The sequence below is a fragment of the Providencia sp. 6390 genome, assembly GCF_058148425.1.
Genome location: NZ_JBYVYL010000007.1, coordinates 115414 through 140064, shown reverse-complemented (window position 1 = coordinate 140064; position 24651 = coordinate 115414). Strand labels below are relative to the sequence as shown.

Sequence of the window (24651 nt, the reverse complement as noted above, 5' to 3'; positions counted from 1 at the left end):
ATTATTCCTCTTGTTCGCTACATTGTTTATCCCATATTTTTTTATTCATTTGAAATAGGCCTTCTTTTGCTGTTAAAAGAATTTGTTTCTGAGTTTCTTCTTCTAGTGACTCTTCATCAGCCATAATGATTTCGAGAACCAAATTTAAATTCATCCCTGTAAATAAATGTGTATTTTCCCATAAATTATTACTAGCAATAATTGATAGTGCACAGTTGTAAGGGGTACCATTCTTTAAATCAGAAACAATAATTAGGTTATTTTTATCTTTTGTTAATTGATTAATTTTGCTGTTTAGTTCTTCTTTAAATTTTTCAATGCCTTTCTCACCGGTTAATTCGTGATAATCGACATTATCTTGTTCTCCTAGTATCAGTTCGACAGCTTTTTTGGTTCCACTTGCGTATCCTTCATGAGAAATCAGTAGAATACTTGCCATAGATATTCCTTCTAGGTGTTTCTTATTTCAATATGAAATGCATCAATCGTTTTATAGGTTTCCACATATTCAATAACCTCTTTTTCATTATTTAAGGTTAAGCGCCGCATTAAAACTACTGGTGTGTCTGCGACTAACTGCAAATAATCACTAAACTGTTGCGGTATCACCTTAGTAATATCAATAGTTTGTGTAAAAGGCATCGAATACATATCAAGGTTATTACTATCTCTTAATAACTCATACAGAGATTGATAAGAACCGCTTTTTAATAAACTGTCATCTTTAATATAAGACGAGCAAATATGTGAAACTTGAATAGCAAATGGCTTTTTATTGTTATAACGAGCCCTCACTATTTTATAATATTGACCATCCTGCTGAATTTTTAACTTATCTAAAATTTCAGCTTCATTTTCTAACGTGCAAGAAACCATTTTAATTGATTGAATACCAACCAACTGATTATCTGTTTCAGAAAAAATAATTCTTTCATTACGTTTAGCCTTAGAAACAAAAGAACCTTTCCCCTGATAGCGAACAATATACTCTTCATTCACCAATTCTTGGATGGCACGTAAAATTGTCGCAGTACTCACCCCATAACGACTTTTTAATTCTGATTCACTATAGAATTTTTGCCCTGGCTTAAACAACCCCGAATTTATCTCTTCTAACAACTCATCTTTGATTAATTGGTACTTAGCACGGTGCATTTAGAAATCTCTTGTTAACTTTTCAATGTGATCAGCATTAGTTTATGAGTTTCATCATACAACAATGTTTTTTGCAGTAAACCCTAAAAACCAACTTAACCGGTTAACCGGTTAAGTATTTATTTAAAACAATAACTCGATCACAAATTTCCCTTGTTCAGGGCTATCAAAGGCAGGTTTTTTATCGAAAAAAGAGCAGGTAAGCCAGAAAGGAAACAAAGAAGTGAGTTGTATCATTGAGTTTTCATTGGCTAGCTCCTATACAGGTTTGGAGCTAACCATCTAATAAATAAACTATTTTTCAGTTATTGGTGTTTCATGCAGATAAGTCCAGAAACCTTGATCGCCTTGCACTCGAATACAAACCGTAGAAGTTCGTTGTAATCGAGAGTTATCTAGTTCATGTAACTCACGGTACTGTAGCCAACAATATTCACCCGCTTCCAAAATAGTTTGAATATTATCAACCGTGATCTTCAACGAAGGTTTAGCGCCAACGTTATTACTGAACAATGTATTCACCTGCGCCAATCCTATACAATCCCCCCCCATGGTAACCATCTTAAAATTGGCATCGAAGCTAGCCAATAGCTGATTTAGATCATCAGGCTTGTGGCCCGTAAAAACATTTTCAATCAACTTATGCAGCTCGATAACACTTTGGATCGCTTTATTCATATTACTCATGCGCTTTTCTCTCTAACAATGGAAATTAACGACAGCAAACTCAGTATTGCTGCAATAAAAAAGGTGTATTGATAGCGAAGCAAATCACTCTGTGCACTCACTAAGCTGAAAATAGAAATCAGTACTACCGTGCCAACGCTAAAGGCCACTTGTCGGTTGATATTCCACAACACGCTACCTTGCAATAGATCCTTACCTGAAAAATCAATCAACGAACTAATCTGTGCTGTATTAGCGGCAATCCCACCACCTGACCCCATCAGTAAATAAGCAATAATCAATTGCATCAAATCAGCACGACTAGAGACCGTAAATAACAAAGCGATACCAGTGCCATGTAGCAATATTCCAATAAAAAACAATCGTTTTTTACCAATATGATGATATAGATATCCGCAACTCAACATGGAAACTAACGCGCCAGCCGCATATAGCAACATAAACATGCCAGTCTGACCCGCATTAAAATGCAGGTTAGTTTGCAAATTAAAAATATTGAGTAAATTAACCCCAGTAAATATTCCTGGAACAGCGTAATAAACAATAAAAGCGTTACGCAAATTACTGTTGCGTAATAATTGGAAATTTAAAATAGGTGCTTGGCATTTCTTTGCATACTTAATATAAAATGCAAAAATAATCGCTGAAAATAACAAGCTCCCCAGCGCTAACAATAAGTGGTGATAATCGTTATAAAAAGAGAATGACAGTAATAATAGCAATAAGCTGACCGACACTAACAGTAAACCAAGCACATCCGGTTTTTCCCTTTGTTGTCGCTCACGATGATTAATCCATAACCATGCCAAAGCCGCAGCAAGCAATGAGAAAGGCAAATTCGCGTAAAACACCCAGTGCCAAGAAAAACTATCAATAATCATTCCACCTAATGCAGGTGAAAATGCAGGAGCTATCAACGCAACCGCCATAATCATAGTGGAAATACGATGACGCTCTTTATTTGGAAATAAAGTAAACACCAACGCCTGGCCCACAGGGATCAATAATCCCCCTGATACGCCTTGAATAAACCGCCAAAAAATTAAGCTATAAATAGAATCACTCAGACCACACATTAACGCACTGATTGAGAATAACAGCATGGAAAAACATAACAGCTTTTGATTACCAAACCACCCTGCCAACCATAAGCTAATTGGCATAATTAACACTAAACCTAAAATATAACCATTTGCTACCCAAGCCACCATCGATTGGCTAGTGGAAAAAACTCGTGCGATATCAGGCAATGCAATTGCCGACATAAAGATGTTTACACAGTCAATAAAGAACCCAAGTAAAAATATTGTCGCGATTTTATATCGATAAGACATAACTACCTCCGGCGACAAAGAGTAGTGATCGACCCTTCCTTTGTCGATGCAAGAGGATTAAACTCATTGTTTAATAAAAACAAACAATGACAGTGATTATGCAAAAAAATCTCAAGCAAATAACCACATTCCTTCAAGTAGTCGATTCAGGATCGTTTACTAAGGCAGCAGACATATTGGGGCTGAGTCGTTCGATGGTCAGCATCGATATTAAACAGCTAGAGAGCCAATTGAATGTCAGCTTACTAACACGCAATACCCGCAGTATTGCGCTTACCGAAGCAGGAAAACACTTTTATGATGACTTCAAACGTATTCAATTAAATATCGAGGAAGCATTTGAAAGAAGCCAAAATTTAGGCTCCAGTGTGACGGGTTTATTGCGTTTTTCATCAACCAATGAATTTGGGCAGCGTTATATTTTGCCTTTGCTTCCTGAATTCTGCCGCCTTTATCCTAAGCTACGATTGCAATATAGCTTTAATTCTTCCTTAGATGATTTGGTGACAGAAAAATTAGATCTGGCAATACGCTTAGGTAACTTAAAAAACTCTTCACTGAAAGCGCGAAAAATTGGTGAATATGCCATCTATATGGTTGCATCACCGCAATTCGCTAAAACCCATTCAATCAAGCATATTGCGGATTTGGCTCAAGTGCCTTGGATCACCCACTCGCTATTAAACTGGCAAGATACGCAATATGTATTGCAAGATCAGCAAGGTCAAAAACAGGCGTTACCCATCATTAAAAGCCAATATGAATCCAATTCTGCAGCAGTCATCCATCAAATGGCAATGGCATCATTAGGGCTAGCTATTTGCCCCGCATGGTTAGTCAATGAGGATATTCAATCAGGCCGTTTAGTCAGAATATTACCCGAATACCATCTTCCCACTCAAAATATTCAATTACTTTATCCAAGTACCATTGCCCTACCGGCAAAAACTCGCGCATTCATTGATTATTTGGTGGAAAGATTTACGCTATAAAGAGCAGTGTCGTATACAACACTGCTTTAAATCAGAGAGATATCCAAAATACGCCATCGGTTTTAATTGCAGTAAACTGCCGTAGGAATTCCTGCAAATTTTGCTCTGGCTCTAAAGTTGCAAAAGTCTGCGGATGCATAAACTTAGCCATTGCCTCAATAGCAAAAATATTCATCGGGTTATTATAGAAATTATGATAAACCGCCATGACATGCTGATCTTTTACCGCTGTCAGCGATGAAATTCCTTGACGGTCAACAAGCTTAGCCAATTGCTTTTTAGCTAGTGTTGCATCAGCACCATAACCCAATTTAACGGCGATAGAGCGACGATTAAAATTCTGCCAATCAGCACCGGTTAATAAATAGTAATCAGGATTTAAGCTAATAATATTTTCAATCGAACTTTCAGCCCCCTTAGCAGGGAAACTATCTTCAACTAAGTTTTTACCGCCTGCAAGACTAGCAAGTACACCAAAACCTGAACGGCCATAAAGTTGGCAGCAACTATCCGTAAATAAACCTGCGTTCGCCTCAATTAGCACCGACGGATAAGGCTTTTTCAATTGCCCTTCAATTGCTGCGAGTTTTTCTTGATACAGTTTTGCGAAGCTATTTGCACGTTCTTGAGTTCCTAACAACTCGCCTAATAACACAATACTTTTTGGCGTGTTATTAGCAATATCCATACGGAAATCAATAAAAATAACCTTAATCCCAGCAGCTTCCAATTGTGGCATAAATTGGCTGTCACGCATCGCTGCATAATTAGACTTATGCATTAATACCACTTCAGGTGCTAACTCAAGTAATTTTTCAATTTGAATACCGGTTTCACGTGTTTTTCTCAGTGTCGGTATTTTAGCTAATTCAGGAACCGCCGAAAAATAAGCCTGTTTTAAATCAGGTGCATATTGTTCTAATGAATCACTCCAACCAACAAGACGTGAAAAGCCTTCTTGCCCAGCCGCAATATCTACCGACAAAATATCTCGCCCATCGATCAAAAATAGTTTATCGACGGGAAGGTCTACGCTTACTTCGCGACCTTGCAAGTCAGTAATGACGGTTGGCGTTTTAGCTGATGCAATCACACTGGCTAAACATAGTAGCCCAGTTAATAACCATTTCATTGGACGACCTCATTAGGTAAAGTTGAGCCATCAATTAGATAAGATGGCTCAACTAATATTTAACTTAAAATGTCACACTATAATTAAGCGCAAAAGTTCTGCCTCTACCTTTATAGGTATACAAGTCTGCAGCACCATAATTCGGGCTATATAACTTAGGTGCGCGCTGCCCCCAAATAGTGGTGTAATCTTCATCCAATAAATTTTCTACCGCAAAGCTAACTTTACCAACAGGCAATAAATAGCTACCTAAGAAATCCACAGTATTATAACCATCAAGTTTGTTACCATCGGCATCAGAAATATTGAAGGTTTGCTGACTTTGTAAACGCAATGACCAGTCATTTGGATCCCAACCAACATATGCAGTCACTTTTGACGGGCTAGCAAACTTAACGCTCCATTTTTCCCATTTGCCATCCACTTTAGTTTCTGATTTTTGCAGATTAAAGTTACTACCAATACTCCAATCACTATCATCAAAGAAATAATCAACTGCACCTTCCACACCATAAATACGGCGTTTATCTGACTTCATATAAATAGTCATATCCGTATTGTTGATATCATAACTTCTGTCTGATAAAGAATAATAGGTGGCGATCTGTGTACGCAGATTCTCACCGGTATAACGCCAACCTAACTCATAGGAATCAACTTTAATGCCTTTTACTTTAGTGTCATTAATATTAACGCTATTTTCTAAGGCTAAATGCCCATTAGCATCCGGTGTTGCTGCATATTTCCCTGTACCATAATATTTGGCAATATCAGGAATTTCGAAACCTTGCGAGAAATTAAACCATGTTTGCTGATTTTCAGTTAAATTAGCTAATAGGCCTGCATTAAATAGCAAGTTGTTATAATCAGTATTCCCACCCGGTACGGCATCCGCTGATTTAATTTTACCTTCGGCAATTTGCTGTTGTTGCGCATAACCCACAAAGTCATCAACTTTGTTTTCAGTATATTGATAACGCACGCCACCGCTTAAGGTGAAAATTGGATTAATATCGTAGCTACTTTGTAAGAATGCAGCCATATTGGTTGTGGTATAACTTGGATAACGCCCAACTTGATAGGCTTTTTGCAAATCCATGCCGCCTGATTCTTTCGCTTTATCTAAATTAAAGAACATTTGGTTAGCGCGAAATTGTTCATGCTCAGCGTCAGCACCATAAGTCAGCGTTAGGTTATCGACAGGCTCGCTATTAAACGTTAGCTTAGTGCCATAAAAATTGGTTTTTTGATCGGAAGCACTAATACTGGTGACATCCTTTGCTTTATTTAATGCAGGAAATGGATAAAACTTTTGTGATTCGTCACGGTAATAAACTTGAGCAACAAAATCTTGTCCCCATAGATCGCCATTTGAATATTGTAAATTCAACATATGGCGTTCAGTGCCCGGTAAACGATCTGAGTTTAATTTGCCACTATTATAGGCTTCGCCTTCGCCCTTCACAGCCGCAAAATCTTTGCCTAAATAAAGCCCATGTTTGCCATCAGACTCACTTTTATAATATTGCACTGTTGCTTGTAGTTGCTGATTATCATCAATATTAATAACACCAGCGCCCATCACATCCAAACGGTCAGAAAACTGCAAACCCGTTTGTGTATTATCAATATTAATTGCCTTACCTTTGCCATCATACCAACCACCATAACGTTGATAGGCTACAGATAAACGACCGTGAGCATTTTCATTACCACCACTCATTGCCGCAGCAACATTTTCATCATGATCTTTACCATTATTAAAACCAGTTTTTCCGCCAATTTGCAGATCAACTTGTTTCTCTTCTTGACCTTTTTTGGTGACAATATTAATTAACCCGCCGCTACTGCCCCCACCATATAGAGAAGTGGCTCCAGAAATAACCTCGATATGATTAATATTAAACGGATCAATAGAGTCTAATTGGCGACTATCACTGCGCGAAGAATTTAAACGTACACCATCCACCATCACGATCATTGAACGACCACGCATATTCATGCCGTAGTTGGTACGCCCTTGACCGCTGACACTCATACCAGGGATCAACTGCGACAAAATATCTTTTAATTCTTTACCGCCTTCTGCCTGCTGCTCAATTTCAGCGTTATCAATCACCCAAGTCGTTTGCGCCATTTCAGACACACTGCGATAAGAGCGCGTTGCTGATACGGTCATTTCATCTTGTTTGCTTTCTGCTGCAATGGTCACTGGTGCAATAAATGAGGCGAGGCACGGAGAGAGTACCCAAAGATGCTTAATTTTCATTAGCCTAAGATCCTAATATGTAGTTATGTTTTTTAGTAAACCAACCGCTTGATCGACATAGCGGCTAATATTAACTGATAATACACATACAATTAAGAACTATTATCATTGTTATCTATTTTTTTTAACGTCAGATAGATACAAATCACAATAGAAAAACCAATAGCCAATGAAGCTAATTGATAAATAGGAAAAATGCGGGGCGAGATAATGTGAAAAACAAACTCATTGGAGTTTGATCTACCATCAAAAAAAGATGAGTTGTCAGCAAGTATATCATTTATTAAAACCCTATGTCTGGTGCTTGCCTTTGAGTATAACAAAAGCAAACACCTAATTAACAAGGCTTTAACTAGCTGAACTTAGATTATTTCTTAGATGCTAAATAATCTTGCAGAGTTCCTTCTGGGTGTTTCTTACAGAACTCAACAATCTGAGGTGCTTCAGCAACGCTTTGCTCAGTCAGAGCAACATAGTCACCGCCTTTAAATTGCGTATCAGTATTTGTGATCCATAACGCAACTGGCGCCCAGCTTTGTGGGTTGAGGTTAATATACTCCTGACAAGTCATCTTCTCAGGCGTGACCATTTTTGAGTCAGCAGCCATCGCATTAACAGAAAATGCTGCCATTGCAGCCAGAACGCTAGAGATAACAATCTTTTTCATTATAGACCTCTTTATGTATTAATAATGCATAACTTTACTCGCCATACTTTAAGCTACCGCGTTGTTGCCAACTGTATCTCAAATTATTTAGAGTCTATGTGGCAGTGTTTATTTTTATCACAAACTAATTAAAGTTCATATAATCTTATTTGGATGATTGAAATAGAATAAATAAAACATTCGATTAGATTATCAAAATAAGCTTATCCTAATAATAGCAGCAACATATGCATCAACACAAATAATGAGTTTAAGTTCTGACACTCATATTCAGATTATTATCAATAATAATTTAGTATCAATTTCATACGTTAAACTAAAGTAACGTTTACTTTCCGAGAATGATATAGCGAGGTAAAATACTCGTAAGAGTTTTATTAAATTAACTAATCATATTAATCTTTTTGTTCTAATGCTTGCTCAAAATGCCCAGACAGTTTACTTAATGAACGAATAGATGAAACCGCTACTTCTTTATTTGGGTCTTTGCATAAGTCAATTAATCTAACAACAGCTTCTTGCTGTTCTATTGTGGCTTTATAATCACCCAATGCAGAGATCGCTGCAATTTTGACATCATCATTACCACGAAAGGTTAACTCCATGAGAGTATCTATGATTTGTTTTTCCATAATTTAGCCTGTTATAGCAAGTAGATCTGATATGACTGGCTATTTTAAGTTAAATCAATAATTACATCTTACCGTATTACTTAACAATAAAAAAATTTAATATGTAATTTACACTTATTAAGCTAATTAATCAGCGTATTAAAAACAAGGTAAAGAGAAAACCATCAAATTAAGCGTTAAAAATGCAAAATGTTATTAATAATAGTAAAGCTCGATGGTTGATGAACCATCAAGGTGCAATGGTGATAATAAATTTAAATCTTTTTACGAGTAAAATACGCTTGTATGACTAAAATACCCTCAAAATATTTAAAAGAGGATGGGATAGTTGAAGTAGCATCATCAAAAAAATATAAATTCTCATATAATATGATACAGGCCATAATCAGTTCATCTTTATATTCATTAATTTTTTCATTGAAGAGACTGACAGTTCTAATTTAATGAGTACTAAAATACGTTATGATAATTTATCTATACATCGTTAACTAATGATGAGTTTTAATTAATCGCACTTCGCCACCCTGAAAGTAATGATTATAGAATTAGCCATAAAAATAATCATTATTTATTAACGAGTCTCTATTTAAGATAAAAAATGACCCAACAATATCTATTGGGAATTTTATTTAAAACAAACCTCAAAGTACTATATAAAAAATAAAAGTCAGAAAAACTTCTCTAATTAATGATTAGAGAAGTTAAGTCACCTAATCTGTCGTGCATGAAAGAGATAATATTTTTAACATCTCCAAACAATCTTCAGAAGATTTAGCTATACATAATTATAAATTAAACCTATCCTCATGAAATACCGTCATCACCAGATGTATTATAAAAAGGTTTACCAACGCAGATAAATTGTAAAACTATAAAACGTTATTGATATGTAGATATTAATACAATATTACCTTCATAGTTTCCAGCAGATGCAGCAGACGTATCTAGCGTAGACTTTATAGAGAAATTCCCTGTTCTTCCAGACAACTGAAGAGGCTTATTCCCACCGAAACACGAAGTATTTCCTGATGAAAGACATGCACGATTACTAACGCCACCATCCATTCTATAAACAGCTCCTCCAGAAGAATCTGTCTCTCCTCCTGAAAAATACAGTGTCACTGTTCCGGAACGAGAACAAGTAAAAGAACCATTGATAGTTTGTTCTGATAAGTCATAACGCTCAACTACACCATGATCAATTAGGTTTGGAATATTTATATTGCACGTTAATTCTGGCTCAGGTTCTACAGGCACAGTAGGTACATCGCCACACTCATTTAATATAGGATAGCTTTGTGTAGAATTCTCAGGAACAACCCACAGCTGGTAACACTGTTTTGCTAATGTAGTTGGATCCCCTGAAAACCTAACTGGCCAACTCTTAAAACGATAATCGTAAATTGTATCGCCTGTGTTAAATTGGGTACGAAGCCCTACAATACAGTTAGAATATGTACGAGCATATGTAGGGTCTTCCCAAGAGTTATCATGTACTCTCCAACCGTATGGTGCATGTGAAACCATCCAAACTGGCATGCCACCAAATGTAAATCTCGGCTGAAAATATACCTCACATCTTCCTGTAATCTTAGCTAACGGTTCATCATCTGTAATTGAGTTAATAAGTGGCCGTATTGTAAACCCTTTAGTTCTAATATCAGAACCTGGTGCCCAGCATGCCTTAGATTCATTATTTAAAAGTGGAAATGGATCTGCACGGCAATAATCTTTCCAAACTGTATTAGTCGGTGACCATGGTAGATACCGAAATATTGAGTCTCGCGTCGTAACATCTTCAGTTCTCACATATGCGGATATATAGGAAAAACTGATATTAGGCAATAATGATAAAAATAGCATAAAAATCATAATACATATACGCATATGAACTCTCTTTCATTTAAAATGAATAATATAAAATTAAAAAATTTAATCTAGTACAACTAGATGAATTCTCTAGCTATCTATACTGTTATAGACAAGCACGTAATTACCGATTTAATTTCATTGCGTTATTTAAAAATAAAGAATAAATCCCCATAAAATGGAAATAAAGAATATATAAAATCATTAATCAATATTTTCATATCAAAAAGTAAAGATATAAAAATAACCTTGATAACAACTACTCATACACCAAAGTATAAGTCAGTGTGGCATAAAACCACCCAGGCTTAATACTTTTATTCTGCAATGCAGTAGGTTCCGCTTTTAAATAAGCACGAATAGGAATAGTCAAATCACCATTACTAATCGGATAAACCGGTTCAACTTTGGCATCATTAATCGGTAATGCCTGCCCTGTCCCTGTCTCCAAACCAATCACAACGCCAGAAGCCTCACTGTTTGAATCAAACTTTAATAAACCATCTGGTGTTGCATCGCCAGTAAATCTAGCTGAAATCGTTTTGCCTAATGAGGTATTGCACTTTTCTAATTTAAATTGAAGAGTACGATCACTATATTCACCACGCTCACCGGTATATAAATCTTTAATATTAACGTTTTCGCCAAAGTAAACATTGGTATAATTACTATCGGGGTGTACCGTGCACGGCAAAGCTACTAACTTACCACTATATTCAATATTACTGGGTCCAGCCGCTTGGCTGATTAATGGTAATGTCACCAATGAAACGGCCAAAAAACTTCCCAATAGACAATTCGTTTTCATTATTTTTCTCCTATGGGTAAAGCATTTCGACTGTCGCGGTTGCTGTAAAAGTACCTTCAGCAGGCATACTTCCTTTATTACGGATGGGTGTCGCAGTAAAAGGTAATTGCTTAGTACCATTACTTGACATCACCACTTTTAACCCGTCATTCGGTTTCACTGCCGTGCCGTCTGACTCTAAATAAATACCTAAATTAGGTTCAGTGGTTTGTAACGCATCGTTATAGAAGTTTGTAGGCATTCCCTTATATTTCATATATAACGTGACTGAATTGCCAAGACCGGCACCACAACTCACCGTCAGTGTGAAATTTTGCTGATAATTACCATTGCGACTAACATTAAGCTCATCAATATCGGTGATCCCAATTTCGCCAAAGTTAATTCTAATCGGCTGGTCTTTACCATTAGCGTCATAAACATCACAAGGCGGGTTATCAATTAAGTTACCTTTGAAGTATACTTCGATGGAGGCCTGTGAACTGCTGCTAAAGAGGGATAACAGCCCCATGAGACCAAACAACTGATTTCGTGATTTCTGTAAGTTGCACATTATTGATACCTCACACTCAAGGTTGCTGATGCCTCAAACTCACCACCGCTAATTCCCCCAATATCACTGGGAACGGCAACAGCATATAACGTTGGTTTACTGTTATATCGAAAAGACAACCAGCTATCATTCAGTTTCAGTTGTTGGCTACCATTCAAAATTTTGATGGCCATGTTGTTTTCCGTGGTTTTTAACATACCCTTGTCAAAATTGGAGTTAGTATCACGTGCATCCTGTCCGGTAAACTGAATTTCTATGGCGGGGTTATCATCGTCACAACTAATATTGTAATTAATCGGTGTACGACCATAGGAAATCCCATCAATTTGATTAATGATCATGTCGGGGAATGTGACCTGAACAGGCAGGCCGATGCTCGCCCCATAAATATCACAGGTTTTTTCCACCACAGTCACTTTCACTAAAATGGCAAACTCTCCCGCAACGCTCTGCCCACTGGCGAATAAGCACCCACCTGCGATGAGACCCGCAATGGCATGTCGAATAAGGTTTCTTGATTTCATCGTCAGCTCCCGATTACTCATAAATCATTTCAAAAGCAATCAGTGCGGTATAAGCCCCTGCTTCTAAAGGCCCACTAGTTCTGACGGGCGTGACATAATAGGTCAGCTTATCTTGCCCTGATGCCAACAAAACAGGATTGCTGTCTTCACCTAATGGCAATGTTTGCCCCTGGCTATCACTAAGAGCAAGGCCCAGACCGGATACGCCATTCACTCGAGCGTAGTTAGGCATAAATGGAACGGTAGGTGCGACAAAACGCACTTTGACTGCGGGCTGGGTCGAACTCCAAGCCGTTTGCCCTGTACGGGTATTCTCAAGCGAGGTTGGGGTTTGTAAACAATCAAGCAACTCAATCTCAAATGGGATTGGGCGTCCATGCCCATCTTTGCCACTCAATTGTGCCGTTTCGGTATTCCCTAATAACACTGACTGGTAGCTTGACGTCATCGCCAGTCGGCATGGACTCTCAGTGAGTGAACCTGACACATACAACACGCCATGTTGACCATCGACGTTCCAGTTATCGCTCGGACGATATAACGCTCGGTTATTGTCTTCTGCAAAAGCAGATAAACTACTTGCTCCTGCAAACAGGCAAACTAAAAGGCTATTGCGAATATGCTGAGTCAGTTTTTGTTGAGCCATGGTTCTCTCCTTTCCATTCATGCCGACAGGCCTGAGATAATTTATTGTTTTGCTTCAGGAACAACCTGACAACTAGATGCCTGACAACGGAAATTCAGCTCAGGACGGCCACCGTAATCATTGATATAAGTTAATACGGGGCTATTGCCTAGTTTGCTTGCACTCACACCTAGATTTTCACTGGCAAAAGGGGCAACCATTACTGGTGTAAAATCTTTTGCATCCGATTTTGCAGTTGCCGCTGCATTAATAATGGTGACGTAGTAAGGCGTTGGATTTTTTAACGTCACCGTTTCCCCTTGTTTTTCCAACGTCAGCTTGTCTTGTGCGGGCGCGGTATTTTTCTCTGGAATTATCGCTTTCGGACGATAAAACAGCTTCACACGGGTTTGTAATGCGATTTGTAGTGTGTTTGGCTTGTCACTTTTCGGTGGAATTTCACGCAGGTTAAAGTAAAACAGGCTTTCACGATCATTTGGCAGCATATTGGCTGCTGGCAGCGCCTCAATTTTAACTTGGCTTGATTTACCTGGCTCTAAACGTTGGACTGGTGGTAGCACGACTAATGGCGAAGCCACTTTCTCGCCTTCCGCATTTTCCATCCAACCTTGAGCCAAGTAAGGTAGCTGTTTATTATTATTCGTAATATTCAGCGAAATAGATTTCTGACTACCTTCAAAAATGACTCGTGTACGATCCATTGAAACCGCTGCTTGTGCTGAATAAGAGCACAGAAGAAGGCTATTTAATCCTGCAACAACAGTAAGTTGAGTTATCTTTTTCATGCTGTAGTAACCTTTTTTTAATTACCTGAACATTCTATTCAGGTAATTATTAACATTTAGAGAAAGTTGTAAGTTAAATTTAACGCTGCGTAATCTCTTGTGGTTTTGCTGTTCCACCCACAACAGGTACACAAGGTAGTAACAAGTTCTGTTCTAACGTTCCTAACTGGGCAGGGAAGGTTACTTTACAAGCCTTATCATCCCCCCAAGTTACGGTCATCGCATCGCCCGGTGTAATACCACTGATATAAGCACTACCTGCATCGCCCACAATTCCAGTACTTTGATCTTTGGCGTTTTTAATTTGAGCGCCAAACGGTGGATGTGAACCATCGGTCAAACTGAGAACAGTCATGGCTTTCTGGCCTGATACCACTTCAAAGCGACGGAAACCAACTGCCCCTTCAGTCATGGTCGCTTGCACCACGGACTGCTGTGCATCCACATCATCCGGTAGGGCATTCAAGTCAATCTGTGCTTTACTGCGGTAGTAGCTGTTCACATCCCCCACTACCGCTTTACCGAACATATTTGAGCGAACTGGCGCACCGAAGCCTTTCACTGGCACATCTGCCACACCATCGGTATCCACAACCATACGTGTGCCGCCCATCGTGTTAACGCGGTGAAAACCACCACCTTCAGCTGTCATGGTAAAACCACCCGATGCGGATAATCCGAATGAGCTGTATTGACCATGTTGGTAGCTGGCGTTAACGCTCACCCTCGCACTGTCGGCCTGATGGTTAACAAACGCACTGGTTGAGGCACCATAGCGACTGCTGCCTGCACTCACCTGATAGGTAGTACGGTCATTAATGCGATCATAATAAGTCGCACGGTTAGTGGTATCATTACGGCTGGTATTCAATGAGTAACCAACGCTGCCACTGTTCCCCCAAGGGAATGACAGTGATAAGTAAGCACTGTCATCATTAACACCGTTGTACACACTGCGGTTTGCCGATAAATTGACACTGACGTTTTTAATCGAACCAATATCCATATATTTCGAGAGCATCACGCTGTAATAATCATTACTTGGACGATCCCAATAGGTTTGGTGGTTATAGTTCGCATATAGTGACATACCTGCATCACGGAAGTTTTTGTTCAGTGAAATGGTATAAAGTTCTTTACTGCCGCCATAGCGCTGGCCGGTTTGCTTCGCATTCAAGTAGTCTGACATCGACATAAAATCACGCTCAGAGAAGCGGTAGCCTGCGAACTGTACTTGGCTGTCATATTGTTCGAAACGTTTTGAGTAATTCACACGGTATGAGCCACCACTGATGGTACTTTCCCCCGGTAAACGCGCAAACGACTGCGTGACATCAAATGACACCGCACCGAAGGCTAATAAGTCACGTCCGATACCTGCCGAGACCGCATTGTAATTTTGGCTATTTAAACTCCCACCAAACAGTGACCAACCGTTGTTCACACCCCAAGAGAATTCACCTGTTAAGAAGTTATCCCCTTGGCTATGACGGTTGTAATCCGTTGGCTGACCCAATGCTAACTTATACTGGACTTGGCCTGGGCGAGTCAGATAAGGCAGATTCGCCGTATCGACTTGGAACTCTTGGATCGAACCGTCTTCTTCTTTAACCGTAACATCTAACTTGCCACTGATAGCATCACTGAGGTCTTGAATTCTAAATGGGCCTGGTGCGACCTGAGTTTCATATAACACACGGCCTTGCTGACTAACCGTCACAGTTGCATTCGTTTTCGCAATACCAGTAACTTCAGGTGCATAGCCCCGCAAGCTTGGCGGCATCATATTGTTATCTGAACGTAAACTTGCCCCTGTAAAACGGAAGCTGTCAAACATGTTGGATTCGAGGTAATCTTCACCTAACGTCAACTTGGCGCGCAGCGTTGGTACTGCGCGATACGCATAGAAACGGTTCCACTGAAAATCTTTTTCGGTTTGTGCGTTTAAGCCGTTAACATGGCTTAAACGCCCTTGCCAATCCGCACGTAAACGCCATGCCCCTGCGTTAACCCCGACAACTCCGTTACCATTGACTTGGTAACTGTTATTGCCACCTTTACGGTAAGAGTTATTGGCATTGGCATTGATGTTATAGTCGGCCAAAATCGCGGGGATCCCATCATCCCAACGCGATGGTGGATCCCAATTCGGTGCCGTATATTCCATATAAGCTTGTGGAATACTGACATATAAAGAAGAGGACGCGAGATCACCACGAATTTGCATACCCGGTAAGCTTTCTGGGTTTAAACATTGCCCATCATGCCACCATGTCAAATCTTTTAATGAAGAAGAGGTCAGTGCCAATTGATTAATATATTCAGGCGATAAACAAGCGACACTGCCTTCTGGGTCATTTTCTGGAACATAAAATGGCACACTGATTTCAGGCAGTGATTCATCATTCACTTTCAACGTTAATGAGTATGTACCTGGCATAATATGCCCAGCACGTGCGAACTGATTTAAATCAATGTTACTTTTGTCTTCGAGATCTAATACGTCGGTATTAAATTGAATTGCCTCTGCCGCTATAACGGGTAAAGCTGCACCGTGAAGAGCCAGTGCAATGACCACACTTAATAAACGTGGTTTGGGTGAGTAAGCATTAAACAAAGACATAAGTAACATCCCTAAAAGTCAGTATCAGGAAAAATTCAGCGTTTTTATTAGTAATAATCCAGCTTAAAGCGAATCGCTGTCTGGTATTCCCCTGGACGTAATGGGGTTTCATCTGATACCAGTCTTAAACCATAATTAAGGACATAATTACCCGGTTTAATTTCTTGTTTTGGCGTGGCGAGACCCGGTTGTACGGTTTGTCCTGACGCATCTTGTAATGACAATGCCACCCCTTTTGCCGCGCCGGAAACGGTAAACCACTGACCGTTTGCAGGGCCGTCAAACGTAACTGAAAAGGTTTGCCAGTTATCACCGTCATGTGGTGTAAGTTGACAGCCAATTAAGGTAATCGAAAAAGGTTGTACAGGCCCGTGCCCAACTTGGCGTAACAGACCAATGGGTAAAATACCCATATCAATAGATTGCTCATAAGAGCCCGTATCAATAGCACAAGCCGTATCTACAATACTGCCTTGCATACTGACGCGCCCCCATATTTCTCCTAGAGCCGCTTGAGCAGGAATTATCCCCAATGCACTGATTGACAATAGTGCTGCATTTAACAGTCCTATTCGCTTCACGATCACCTCCATTACTGAATAAGTCATGAAGTGCTAAAGCACTTCATGACGCACATACATTAATTTCTAAAAATTAGTTGTATGCTAAAGTAAAGTTAGTGACTGCTGAGAAGTTACCTGGCGTAACATTATCAGCAATACCTTTCAGAGCAGCTTGGAATTTCAGCTCGTTATCACCTTTAACGTAGTTTTGAGCACTACCAGTGTTAACTTTAATTTGTGCGCTAGAAGAGTTCATGATTTTCACAGCGGCACCTTTAGCATCACCAGTGATTTGCAACAAACCTGTGCTTGCAGCTTCACCATCAAGAGCTTCAGTACCATTAAAAGTAACAGTTACTTCGTTATTTTTTTCTAAGTTACAGCCTTCCAGTTTGATAGAGAAAGGTTGAGCTGAAGATTCACCACCGTTGTTCAAAGTCACGTTAGAAACTTGGCCCAGTTCAACAGTTTGGTTTTCTTCACCTGGAGCAATTGAACATGGTGCAGTGATAATTGAACCTGTGAAAGTTACAGTACCTGAACCTGCATCAACAGCTAAAGCAGATGCACTCATTGCGCCAGAAATCAGGGTTGCTAAAATAATCTTTTTCATATTGGTTACGCCTTTACGATGAACGTTAAAATACAGTGGATTTTTAATTAGCCCACTTGGTTAAATAATTAATTGATATTTACTTTTAACAATTAAAAACAAATAGAATACCTTCTGAGAACAGAAAGTATTTTCTTTATTCTCAGTTAAATAAAACTTTAAATAATTTAATAGCCGTTAATAGAACATTAACCGACTAAGTTATTCATCTTTGCTGCCATGGCATTCTCACCTTTATAGTAAGGAGCTGGGGGCAAAAACAAATTAATATAATGAGTGCTGACACTCTTTTCCGTATCATTAATATTAAGATAAACGGAACTAAAGAAATTACTTAAACTACAATCTAGCTCATGCAATATAACAAAGAGAGTATCAACATTAATATTACATACACCTCTTTCATAGCGAGATATTTGTTGCTGTGAGACATTTAATTTTTCTGCCAGCTGCTTTCCTGTTAAGCCTCTTTTTTTTCTTAATCGAAAAATTTCTTTCCCTACTGCAGCCATAAAAATACTTTTTGACACTTCTTGTTCCACTATCATATTAGGCTCCCAATTCCTGATACAACCAACTTCATTTATTAAAGCCTGCTTGCACAAAAATATTATTGCCTTGCTCTGTTGGAACTAAATTTACTTTACCTGCCCAACAAAATCAAACAAGGCAATAGCCATCAAGCAGTTACCATCACAATCAAAATATCCAAAAAACGAGTATAGAAAGCACAAAAAAACACATTACGTTGGTACATTCAATACTCTAATTACGAATATACAAATAAGCCCAGATTTATAATCCAATTAAATCAAAAAAAGACATAAAATTAGGATGTTAAAACCTAAATTCATAAATTTTCAGACATTAAGTAATAACACCTAATTACTATTACATAGAAAAATATGACAAAAATAACCAAATCCACAACAAATAAAATAAAATCAACATGTTAAATAACACATCATTTTACCATCTTACTCATATTAGGATATAATATTTTGTAATATCTATAATATAATTTGAATAAATATGATTATTCAGGATTACAAAAGATAGAAATTTTATTTTCATTGAAACTTTATTTTTTAATTTATATTCTGATACAGTTATATTTAATTGATATTGATTACCATCAAAAGACAAAACACATCATTAAATGAAGATCACCTAACAAATCTTCGAGAGTTTATTATGGATAGAAATACTTATCGTACTATTTATGTTTCAGTATTGTTCTCAACCTTGTTTGCACCTTCATTATTACAAGCAAATGAAAACCAGTTACCTGGGTTATTAAAATTTGCTAATGAATATGAAGAAAAGAAAATAAAGCAAGGTATGGAGGATAATCAGCCTTATAGTGATGAGCAAAGTGGAATTCAGTTGCCACAGCTGAAATTAAAAATGCTGAATCGACAGATTCAAGCATTAACTATCAATGAACGCCAATATAAAATTCGGCTACAACAACAAGAAAAAGCGCTACTGCAAGCAAAACTGAATAAAGTTAATGACGACTTATTAGTTTTATTAAACAAGAAAAATGTTCGCCAAGAATTAAAACAACAAGAAGAGTTAAAATTACAAGCTGAGGAAGCGCTCACCAAGTCAAGAAATGAAAATCTTAATTTGAGCAACAATATTAAATTATTAAGTCAACGCATTGAAGAATCAGAAAAAGCACAGAAAATAGCGATAGAACAAGTTTTAGCAGCTAAACAACCAATACCTGCTGAACAGATAAAAGGTAATGAAGCATTGAAGCAAGCCTATGCTGCAGGCATTGCTATTGGCCAAGATGCCATGACAATCCACAAAGAAAACCAATCTTTTGGGCAAAATATGGATAAAAAAGCTTATTTAGCAGGGATCACTGATGCCATTGAAGGCCATACATTGCTTTCCCCTACTGAGCTACATACCGCGCTTATCGCGTCTGACTCTGCTGTCTCTAAAAACCGTAATGCCAAAAAAGATCAACAAGCACAGCTGGCAAAAACCTTTTTAGCCAATTGGTCAAAACAAAAAGGCACCACGTCAGATCCATTAGGCTATTCCTATAAAATCAACTACATGGGTCAAGGGAAAATCACAGCAACTGATATGATCAGTATCGTCGTAAAAGAATCGCTACTAGATGGTACCGTGGTCAGTGATATGGACTTACAAGATAAATCGCTAACATTGCCGTTAGATAATTACCCTCCACTTTTTCAATCTGCAATTGGTCATTTGCAAAATCATGGTGAGATCACCTTTATTGTTCCACCTGAGCTAGCTTATGGTGACGAAGGTTATCCGCCAACAGTACCGCCAGGCGCATCAATCATGTACACCTTACGTATTGCTGATGTAAAAGCCACTCATAACTAATAGGAATATCAATGAAAGTATCACTACTAATTATCTCTATAATAAGTACATTACTCATCACTGGCTGTGAAGAGAGTACAAAAAATGAACCACTACAGAATACAGATACTCCTTTGACCTTAGTTGATACCACCCAAGATTTTGAAAAAGGTTTGTCTTACTATACGTCAGCGCCACCTGACTACTCTCAAGCAGCCAAATATTTTCAGCGAGCAGCAGAGCAGAACAATGTAGAAGCTCAGCTTTATTTGGCTGCTCTTTATGAGTCTGGATTAGGTATTGAACAATCATGGACAGAAGCGATTCATTGGTTTAAAGAAGCAGCCCTACAAGGTAGCTTACCCGCTCAATATCAACTTGGATTGATTTATGAAAAAGGAGAAGGTGTTGAAAAATCGCGTAGCCAAGCTCTGCATTGGTTGACATTAGCCGCCGAGCAAGGTGAAGCAGATGCACAACATCAATTAGGATGGTTATATATGGAAGAAAGTGAAACCAACCAGGCATCACAGCAATCTGCAATGAAGTGGTTTAAAGCTGCCGCTGAGCAAGGTCATCCTTCAGCACAAAATATGCTTGGCTGGTTATATGAAAATGGCGCAGCAGGGCAACCCAATCTCGATGAGGCGCTAAAGTGGTATCAAGTAGCTGCAGCTCAAGGCAACCCTTACGCATTAAATAATTTAGGTTGGTTTTATTGGCAGGGTAAGTCAGGCACAGTAAATAAAGAAAAGGCACTACACTATTTTACGCAAGCAGCTGAGTTAGGCGATAAAGATGCTCAATTGAATTTAGGCTTACTCTATTACCAAGGTGATGGTGTTCCAGCTTCTGTTGAGCAAGCGCAAAAGTGGTTTATGCGCTCAGCTGAACAAGGTAATGCCTACGCACAATATAATCTCGGCTGGCTAATGCAAAAAGGCGAAGTGAAAAATGCATCACCCTATGCGGCTCGTTATTATTTTGAATTGGCTTGTAAAGAAGGTTTAGAAAAAGCTTGCTTGGCACTTGAAAACCAAACCCCTTCTCATTTTTAATTATTTATCTGTTGGTCAGCCCTGACTCAGGGCTCACTTACTCACATGTTATTTCCCCACCAGCAAATTGTCGCTTAAAAACCAAAAACCGTCTGGTTTTCGTTCTTAAGAATGATAGTCACTTCGCGTAATTTAGCTCTAAAATCAACAATAGCCATTAACCTTTTATTAACATTTATTGCTGGCAATACTTATTATATTGACGAGGTGCCAAAATGAACGAATCGCTGCACACACAAGAAGTCAATGTCATACCCCAAAAAGTCGTTTTAAAATCTTCGCTGAGCTTACTATTGGCGATTATTATTTTTGCAGCTATTGCACCGGGCATTTTAATGACAGCGCCTGCGGTTGCCACCCAACTCGCTTCACAATGGCAACTTTCTGCCGACAAAATTGGCTATCTATTTTCTGCGGAATTAGGAGCCATGAGTTTTGCGACTATTCCTGCATGGTATTGGATCAACCGTATTAGTTGGCAAAAAATCGCCATATTATCGATTATTGTTTTTATTATCGGTAATTTAATTTCTGCCTTTGCCACTACTTATGTAGCGCTATTTATTTTTCGCATCATCGCATCATTGGCGGGCGGAACTTTGATGATTATCTGTCTATCTTGTGCAGGAAAAACAGAAAATCCAAGCCGTATGTATGCTTTTTGGGTACTAGGGCAATTAATCTTGGGAACTCTGGGATTACTTGCTTTGCCTCCACTGTTTGAACAGTTTGGCTTGCGCATTGTGTACTTTATTTTAGCAGCTTTTATGATTATTTCATTTCCTTTAATTAAAGCATTTCCTAATGAAATAGTGAAAAAGGAACAGACACAAAACACCGCGATAACCAACACTAAGAATAACGTTGCAAATAAGGCAATGGCGATCATCGCTATCTTAGTTTTCTATATATGCCTTAGCCAAGTTTGGACTTTTATTGGTGTATTTGGCACAAAAAGTGGTTTAGATGCAGAAGAAAATGGCCGAGTGTTAGCGATAGCTACCGTATTGGGGATCGTTGGTTCGATGATTGCGGCAACTATTGCCAGTAAGTTTAAAACCAATAAACTGGTTTTCTTAGGCTATGGGCTATTGATTGCTAGTATTTTATTACTACTTGACTCACCCGTAGTCACTCGCTTCGTTATTGCTGCGTTTCTGTTTAAATTCACATGGACATTCGTATTACCCTTTATTATGGCAACCGTTTCTCAGTTAGATACTAGCGGTAGATTGATGAATAATATCAATTTGGTGATTGGTGGAGGTATGGCGATAGGACCAGCTATTGGTGGTTACATCTTAGTCAATTCAACAGATATGATCACCTTTATTAGTTTTGCATTGCTATGTTCGATTTGTTCCGCTGTATTAGTCGCGTGTTTTTTAAAAAGAATAAATTTATAACCGTCATCCCCCTAAGCGACTTAAAAATCAACATTAGCCATTTATTACAATGGCTAATGTTTTTATTACCTTCTAGGTTCACTCTCAATAGTTACAATCCAACATAACCTGCGATCAACAACGGCATTGAATCTCATCAGTTAGATTTTTTTCATCTAGATAATCCCAATCTTTTATTTGACATTCCTCGAATCTCCGCTTAATTTAGCAGTATAGACGTCTAAACATCCGCATTGGATAAATGATGTGTTTTAAATGTCCAAGGGGATGAACGTGATAACACTTAAAAATGTCAGCAAAATATATGCTCAAAGCAGAAAAAAAACGGTTGCTGTTGATAATATTAATCTTGAAATCTCTTCGGGCGATATTTTTGGGATCATTGGTTACAGTGGAGCAGGCAAAAGTAGCCTAATTCGGCTATTAAACCGTTTAGAGGATGCAACAAGCGGGGAAATCACTATAGGGCAACATGATATTACCCGCAGTAATGAAAAGTCGATTTTAAAAATTCGCCAATCTATCGGCATGATCTTTCAACACTTCAATTTACTATGGTCACGGACAGTTCGAGAAAATATCGAGTTCCCACTACAAATTGCTGGTGTTAGTAAAAAACAACGTAAAGCCCGAGTTGATGATTTAATCGCTTTGGTTGGTTTAACAGATAAAGCCAATGACTATCCATCTATGCTAAGTGGTGGCCAAAAACAGCGTGTTGGTATTGCTAGGGCACTGGCAAATAACCCAGATGTATTGTTATGTGATGAGGCAACTTCGGCCTTAGATCCGAAAACAACACAAAATATTCTTGAATTGTTAGCGCGTATTAACCATGAATTGAATATTACCATTGTGCTAATTACACATGAGATGCAAGTGGTTAAAAGTATTTGTAATAAAGTTGCGGTACTTGATAAAGGACGTATTGTAGAAGAAGGGTTAGTTAATCATGTATTCCACAACCCTCAACATGCAATCACAAGGCAGTTTTTATCTCAAAGTGAAATAGTCACTGATAATCAGGACGATTTGGATAATCTCCGCGCCCAAGGCCCGATTATTCGCATTGTGCTAGATGATGATAAAAGTAGCGAGTATTTGCTGTACGATCTCATTTCGCAATTCAATGAACCAATAAAGTTATTGAAGGGAACCTTTAACCATGGAAACGGTTTTTTGTATCTGCAGTTTTTATCTAAAACAGAAAATCTAGCTAATGTTTTAGAGTATTTAAAAAATAAAAGAAACATTGTTGTAGAGGTAATTTAAACATGGATGGAGTACAGCATTGGGTAAGCATTTACTTACCCAATTTAAAATTAAACATACTTGGAGTTGAAACTGCGAACACATTATACATGACTTTAATATCAGGAGCATTATCCTGTATTTTAGGCATTTTAATTGGCATTTTCTTATTTTTAACGGCTAAAGATGGTGAGAAAGAAAATATTACTGTCTATCGTATATTATCCTTTATCGTTAATATATTTAGAGCTGTACCTTTTATTATTTTAATTATTTTATTATTTCCATTTACCAAGTGGATCATAGGTACCATTCTTGGCGTGAATGCGGCATTACCTGCACTCGTTATCTCTGCGAGTGCATTCTATGCAAGATTGGTAGAGATTGCTTTACGAGAGGTTGATAAGGGTGTGATCGAAGCAAGCCAATCAATGGGAGCTAAATTACATACGTTGATCTTTAATGTATTGATCCCCGAATCTTCGCCTGCATTAATTTCAGGCTTAACTGTCACTTTAATTTCACTGGTTGGTGGAACAGCAATAGCCGGTGCTATTGGTGCCGGTGGTTTAGGCAATCTCGCCTATTTAGAAGGGTTTCAGCGTAGCCATATGGATGTCGTTTGGGCTGCAACACTGGTTATTTTAGCCATTGTATTATGTATACAAGTTACGGGGGACACCCTTGTCCGGTGGATTGATAAACGTTAATCAAACTTCAAGAAATTAT

At 38.4% G+C, this 24651-nt stretch carries 24 protein-coding genes; 6 read left to right on the top strand and 18 right to left on the bottom strand.

The annotated features are described in order from the left end of the window. Position 1: 1 nt before the first annotated feature. The 4 genes from AC3Z9T_RS15375 to AC3Z9T_RS15360 all read right to left on the bottom strand — a co-directional run bounded on the left by AC3Z9T_RS15375 (position 2) and on the right by AC3Z9T_RS15360 (position 3176). A complete protein-coding gene (locus tag AC3Z9T_RS15375) occupies positions 2-439 on the bottom strand; it encodes a PTS sugar transporter subunit IIA (RefSeq protein ID WP_490126972.1) in 438 nt (145 codons plus the stop codon). Between the two features lie 11 nt (positions 440-450). Continuing rightward, positions 451-1155 carry a GntR family transcriptional regulator gene (locus tag AC3Z9T_RS15370; RefSeq protein ID WP_490126971.1) on the bottom strand — a complete coding sequence of 235 codons (705 nt, stop codon included), beginning with the start codon at positions 1153-1155 and terminating at the stop codon, positions 451-453. Positions 1156-1449: 294 nt separating this feature from the next. Next, on the bottom strand, positions 1450-1842 hold the full coding sequence (locus AC3Z9T_RS15365; RefSeq protein WP_490126970.1) for a hypothetical protein: 393 nt from the start codon (positions 1840-1842) through the stop codon (positions 1450-1452). Then, positions 1839-3176, bottom strand: a complete 1338-nt coding sequence (locus AC3Z9T_RS15360; RefSeq protein ID WP_490126969.1) for an MFS transporter — start codon at positions 3174-3176, stop codon at positions 1839-1841. The genes AC3Z9T_RS15365 and AC3Z9T_RS15360 overlap by 4 nt, the downstream gene beginning before the upstream one ends. 98 nt (positions 3177-3274) lie before the next feature. On the opposite strand from AC3Z9T_RS15360, the gene AC3Z9T_RS15355 reads away from it, so the two are divergent. Continuing rightward, a complete protein-coding gene (locus AC3Z9T_RS15355) occupies positions 3275-4168 on the top strand; it encodes a LysR family transcriptional regulator (protein ID WP_490126968.1) in 894 nt (297 codons plus the stop codon). Positions 4169-4199: 31 nt separating this feature from the next. Here AC3Z9T_RS15355 and AC3Z9T_RS15350 read toward each other — a convergent pair whose 3' ends face one another. From AC3Z9T_RS15350 to AC3Z9T_RS15285, 14 genes are all read right to left on the bottom strand, one after another. After that, positions 4200-5300, bottom strand: coding sequence for an ABC transporter substrate-binding protein (locus AC3Z9T_RS15350; protein ID WP_490126967.1), 1101 nt, complete (start codon positions 5298-5300; stop codon positions 4200-4202). Positions 5301-5364: 64 nt separating this feature from the next. Beyond that, positions 5365-7569 carry a TonB-dependent siderophore receptor gene (locus tag AC3Z9T_RS15345; RefSeq protein WP_490126966.1) on the bottom strand — a complete coding sequence of 735 codons (2205 nt, stop codon included), beginning with the start codon at positions 7567-7569 and terminating at the stop codon, positions 5365-5367. A gap of 367 nt (positions 7570-7936) precedes the next feature. Next, entirely contained in the window at positions 7937-8236 is a 300-nt protein-coding gene (locus AC3Z9T_RS15340; RefSeq protein WP_490126965.1) for an HdeA/HdeB family chaperone, read from the bottom strand. A gap of 395 nt (positions 8237-8631) precedes the next feature. Then, on the bottom strand, positions 8632-8868 hold the full coding sequence (locus AC3Z9T_RS15335) for a HEAT repeat domain-containing protein (RefSeq protein ID WP_490126964.1): 237 nt from the start codon (positions 8866-8868) through the stop codon (positions 8632-8634). An 879-nt stretch (positions 8869-9747) separates the two neighbouring features. Beyond that, positions 9748-10755 carry an MrpH family fimbial adhesin gene (locus AC3Z9T_RS15330; RefSeq protein ID WP_490126963.1) on the bottom strand — a complete coding sequence of 336 codons (1008 nt, stop codon included), beginning with the start codon at positions 10753-10755 and terminating at the stop codon, positions 9748-9750. A 241-nt stretch (positions 10756-10996) separates the two neighbouring features. Beyond that, complete coding sequence (locus AC3Z9T_RS15325) at positions 10997-11545, bottom strand: fimbrial protein (RefSeq protein ID WP_490126962.1); 549 nt, start codon at positions 11543-11545, stop codon at positions 10997-10999. A 10-nt stretch (positions 11546-11555) separates the two neighbouring features. After that, complete coding sequence (locus AC3Z9T_RS15320; protein WP_490126961.1) at positions 11556-12098, bottom strand: fimbrial protein; 543 nt, start codon at positions 12096-12098, stop codon at positions 11556-11558. Continuing rightward, positions 12098-12622 (bottom strand): fimbrial protein, encoded by a 525-nt coding sequence (locus tag AC3Z9T_RS15315; RefSeq protein ID WP_490126960.1) that lies wholly within the window; start codon positions 12620-12622, stop codon positions 12098-12100. The genes AC3Z9T_RS15320 and AC3Z9T_RS15315 overlap by 1 nt, the downstream gene beginning before the upstream one ends. Positions 12623-12635: 13 nt before the next feature. After that, entirely contained in the window at positions 12636-13268 is a 633-nt protein-coding gene (locus tag AC3Z9T_RS15310) for a fimbrial protein (protein ID WP_490126959.1), read from the bottom strand. 41 nt (positions 13269-13309) lie between these two features. Further along, positions 13310-14053: a fimbria/pilus periplasmic chaperone gene (locus AC3Z9T_RS15305; protein WP_490126958.1), complete on the bottom strand. Its 744-nt coding sequence runs from the start codon at positions 14051-14053 to the stop codon at positions 13310-13312. A 79-nt stretch (positions 14054-14132) separates the two neighbouring features. Then, a complete protein-coding gene (locus AC3Z9T_RS15300; protein WP_490126957.1) occupies positions 14133-16685 on the bottom strand; it encodes an outer membrane usher protein in 2553 nt (850 codons plus the stop codon). Positions 16686-16723: 38 nt separating this feature from the next. Beyond that, positions 16724-17269, bottom strand: coding sequence for a fimbrial protein (locus AC3Z9T_RS15295; protein ID WP_490127089.1), 546 nt, complete (start codon positions 17267-17269; stop codon positions 16724-16726). Positions 17270-17330: 61 nt separating this feature from the next. Continuing rightward, the gene (locus tag AC3Z9T_RS15290) at positions 17331-17852 is read right to left on the bottom strand and encodes a fimbrial protein (RefSeq protein ID WP_490126956.1); all 522 of its coding nucleotides are present in this window, start codon (positions 17850-17852) and stop codon (positions 17331-17333) included. A 188-nt stretch (positions 17853-18040) separates the two neighbouring features. After that, on the bottom strand, positions 18041-18400 hold the full coding sequence (locus AC3Z9T_RS15285; RefSeq protein WP_490126955.1) for a helix-turn-helix domain-containing protein: 360 nt from the start codon (positions 18398-18400) through the stop codon (positions 18041-18043). A gap of 646 nt (positions 18401-19046) precedes the next feature. On the opposite strand from AC3Z9T_RS15285, the gene AC3Z9T_RS15280 reads away from it, so the two are divergent. From AC3Z9T_RS15280 to AC3Z9T_RS15260, 5 genes are all read left to right on the top strand, one after another. Beyond that, positions 19047-20228: an FKBP-type peptidyl-prolyl cis-trans isomerase N-terminal domain-containing protein gene (locus AC3Z9T_RS15280; protein ID WP_490126954.1), complete on the top strand. Its 1182-nt coding sequence runs from the start codon at positions 19047-19049 to the stop codon at positions 20226-20228. An 11-nt stretch (positions 20229-20239) separates the two neighbouring features. Continuing rightward, entirely contained in the window at positions 20240-21265 is a 1026-nt protein-coding gene (locus tag AC3Z9T_RS15275; protein ID WP_490126953.1) for a tetratricopeptide repeat protein, read from the top strand. Between the two features lie 215 nt (positions 21266-21480). Further along, positions 21481-22671 (top strand): MFS transporter, encoded by a 1191-nt coding sequence (locus AC3Z9T_RS15270; protein WP_490126952.1) that lies wholly within the window; start codon positions 21481-21483, stop codon positions 22669-22671. 273 nt (positions 22672-22944) lie between these two features. Then, complete coding sequence (locus AC3Z9T_RS15265) at positions 22945-23943, top strand: methionine ABC transporter ATP-binding protein (protein WP_490126951.1); 999 nt, start codon at positions 22945-22947, stop codon at positions 23941-23943. A gap of 2 nt (positions 23944-23945) precedes the next feature. After that, positions 23946-24632, top strand: a complete 687-nt coding sequence (locus AC3Z9T_RS15260) for a methionine ABC transporter permease (RefSeq protein WP_490126950.1) — start codon at positions 23946-23948, stop codon at positions 24630-24632. Positions 24633-24651: the final 19 nt, after the last annotated feature.

Excerpts from the sequence above, each read along its gene's own strand:
- AC3Z9T_RS15375 (WP_490126972.1), bottom strand. The coding sequence starts at position 439 with ATGGCAAGTATTCTACTGATTTCTCATGAAGGATACGCAAGTGGAACC.
- AC3Z9T_RS15370 (WP_490126971.1), bottom strand. The coding sequence starts at position 1,155 with ATGCACCGTGCTAAGTACCAATTAATCAAAGATGAGTTGTTAGAAGAG.
- AC3Z9T_RS15365 (WP_490126970.1), bottom strand. The coding sequence starts at position 1,842 with ATGAGTAATATGAATAAAGCGATCCAAAGTGTTATCGAGCTGCATAAG.
- AC3Z9T_RS15360 (WP_490126969.1), bottom strand. The coding sequence starts at position 3,176 with ATGTCTTATCGATATAAAATCGCGACAATATTTTTACTTGGGTTCTTT.
- AC3Z9T_RS15355 (WP_490126968.1), top strand. The coding sequence starts at position 3,275 with ATGCAAAAAAATCTCAAGCAAATAACCACATTCCTTCAAGTAGTCGAT.
- AC3Z9T_RS15350 (WP_490126967.1), bottom strand. The coding sequence starts at position 5,300 with ATGAAATGGTTATTAACTGGGCTACTATGTTTAGCCAGTGTGATTGCA.
- AC3Z9T_RS15345 (WP_490126966.1), bottom strand. The coding sequence starts at position 7,569 with ATGAAAATTAAGCATCTTTGGGTACTCTCTCCGTGCCTCGCCTCATTT.
- AC3Z9T_RS15340 (WP_490126965.1), bottom strand. The coding sequence starts at position 8,236 with ATGAAAAAGATTGTTATCTCTAGCGTTCTGGCTGCAATGGCAGCATTT.
- AC3Z9T_RS15335 (WP_490126964.1), bottom strand. The coding sequence starts at position 8,868 with ATGGAAAAACAAATCATAGATACTCTCATGGAGTTAACCTTTCGTGGT.
- AC3Z9T_RS15330 (WP_490126963.1), bottom strand. The coding sequence starts at position 10,755 with ATGCGTATATGTATTATGATTTTTATGCTATTTTTATCATTATTGCCT.
- AC3Z9T_RS15325 (WP_490126962.1), bottom strand. The coding sequence starts at position 11,545 with ATGAAAACGAATTGTCTATTGGGAAGTTTTTTGGCCGTTTCATTGGTG.
- AC3Z9T_RS15320 (WP_490126961.1), bottom strand. The coding sequence starts at position 12,098 with ATGTGCAACTTACAGAAATCACGAAATCAGTTGTTTGGTCTCATGGGG.
- AC3Z9T_RS15315 (WP_490126960.1), bottom strand. The coding sequence starts at position 12,622 with ATGAAATCAAGAAACCTTATTCGACATGCCATTGCGGGTCTCATCGCA.
- AC3Z9T_RS15310 (WP_490126959.1), bottom strand. The coding sequence starts at position 13,268 with ATGGCTCAACAAAAACTGACTCAGCATATTCGCAATAGCCTTTTAGTT.
- AC3Z9T_RS15305 (WP_490126958.1), bottom strand. The coding sequence starts at position 14,053 with ATGAAAAAGATAACTCAACTTACTGTTGTTGCAGGATTAAATAGCCTT.
- AC3Z9T_RS15300 (WP_490126957.1), bottom strand. The coding sequence starts at position 16,685 with ATGTTACTTATGTCTTTGTTTAATGCTTACTCACCCAAACCACGTTTA.
- AC3Z9T_RS15295 (WP_490127089.1), bottom strand. The coding sequence starts at position 17,269 with ATGGAGGTGATCGTGAAGCGAATAGGACTGTTAAATGCAGCACTATTG.
- AC3Z9T_RS15290 (WP_490126956.1), bottom strand. The coding sequence starts at position 17,852 with ATGAAAAAGATTATTTTAGCAACCCTGATTTCTGGCGCAATGAGTGCA.
- AC3Z9T_RS15285 (WP_490126955.1), bottom strand. The coding sequence starts at position 18,400 with ATGATAGTGGAACAAGAAGTGTCAAAAAGTATTTTTATGGCTGCAGTA.
- AC3Z9T_RS15280 (WP_490126954.1), top strand. The coding sequence starts at position 19,047 with ATGGATAGAAATACTTATCGTACTATTTATGTTTCAGTATTGTTCTCA.
- AC3Z9T_RS15275 (WP_490126953.1), top strand. The coding sequence starts at position 20,240 with ATGAAAGTATCACTACTAATTATCTCTATAATAAGTACATTACTCATC.
- AC3Z9T_RS15270 (WP_490126952.1), top strand. The coding sequence starts at position 21,481 with ATGAACGAATCGCTGCACACACAAGAAGTCAATGTCATACCCCAAAAA.
- AC3Z9T_RS15260 (WP_490126950.1), top strand. The coding sequence starts at position 23,946 with ATGGATGGAGTACAGCATTGGGTAAGCATTTACTTACCCAATTTAAAA.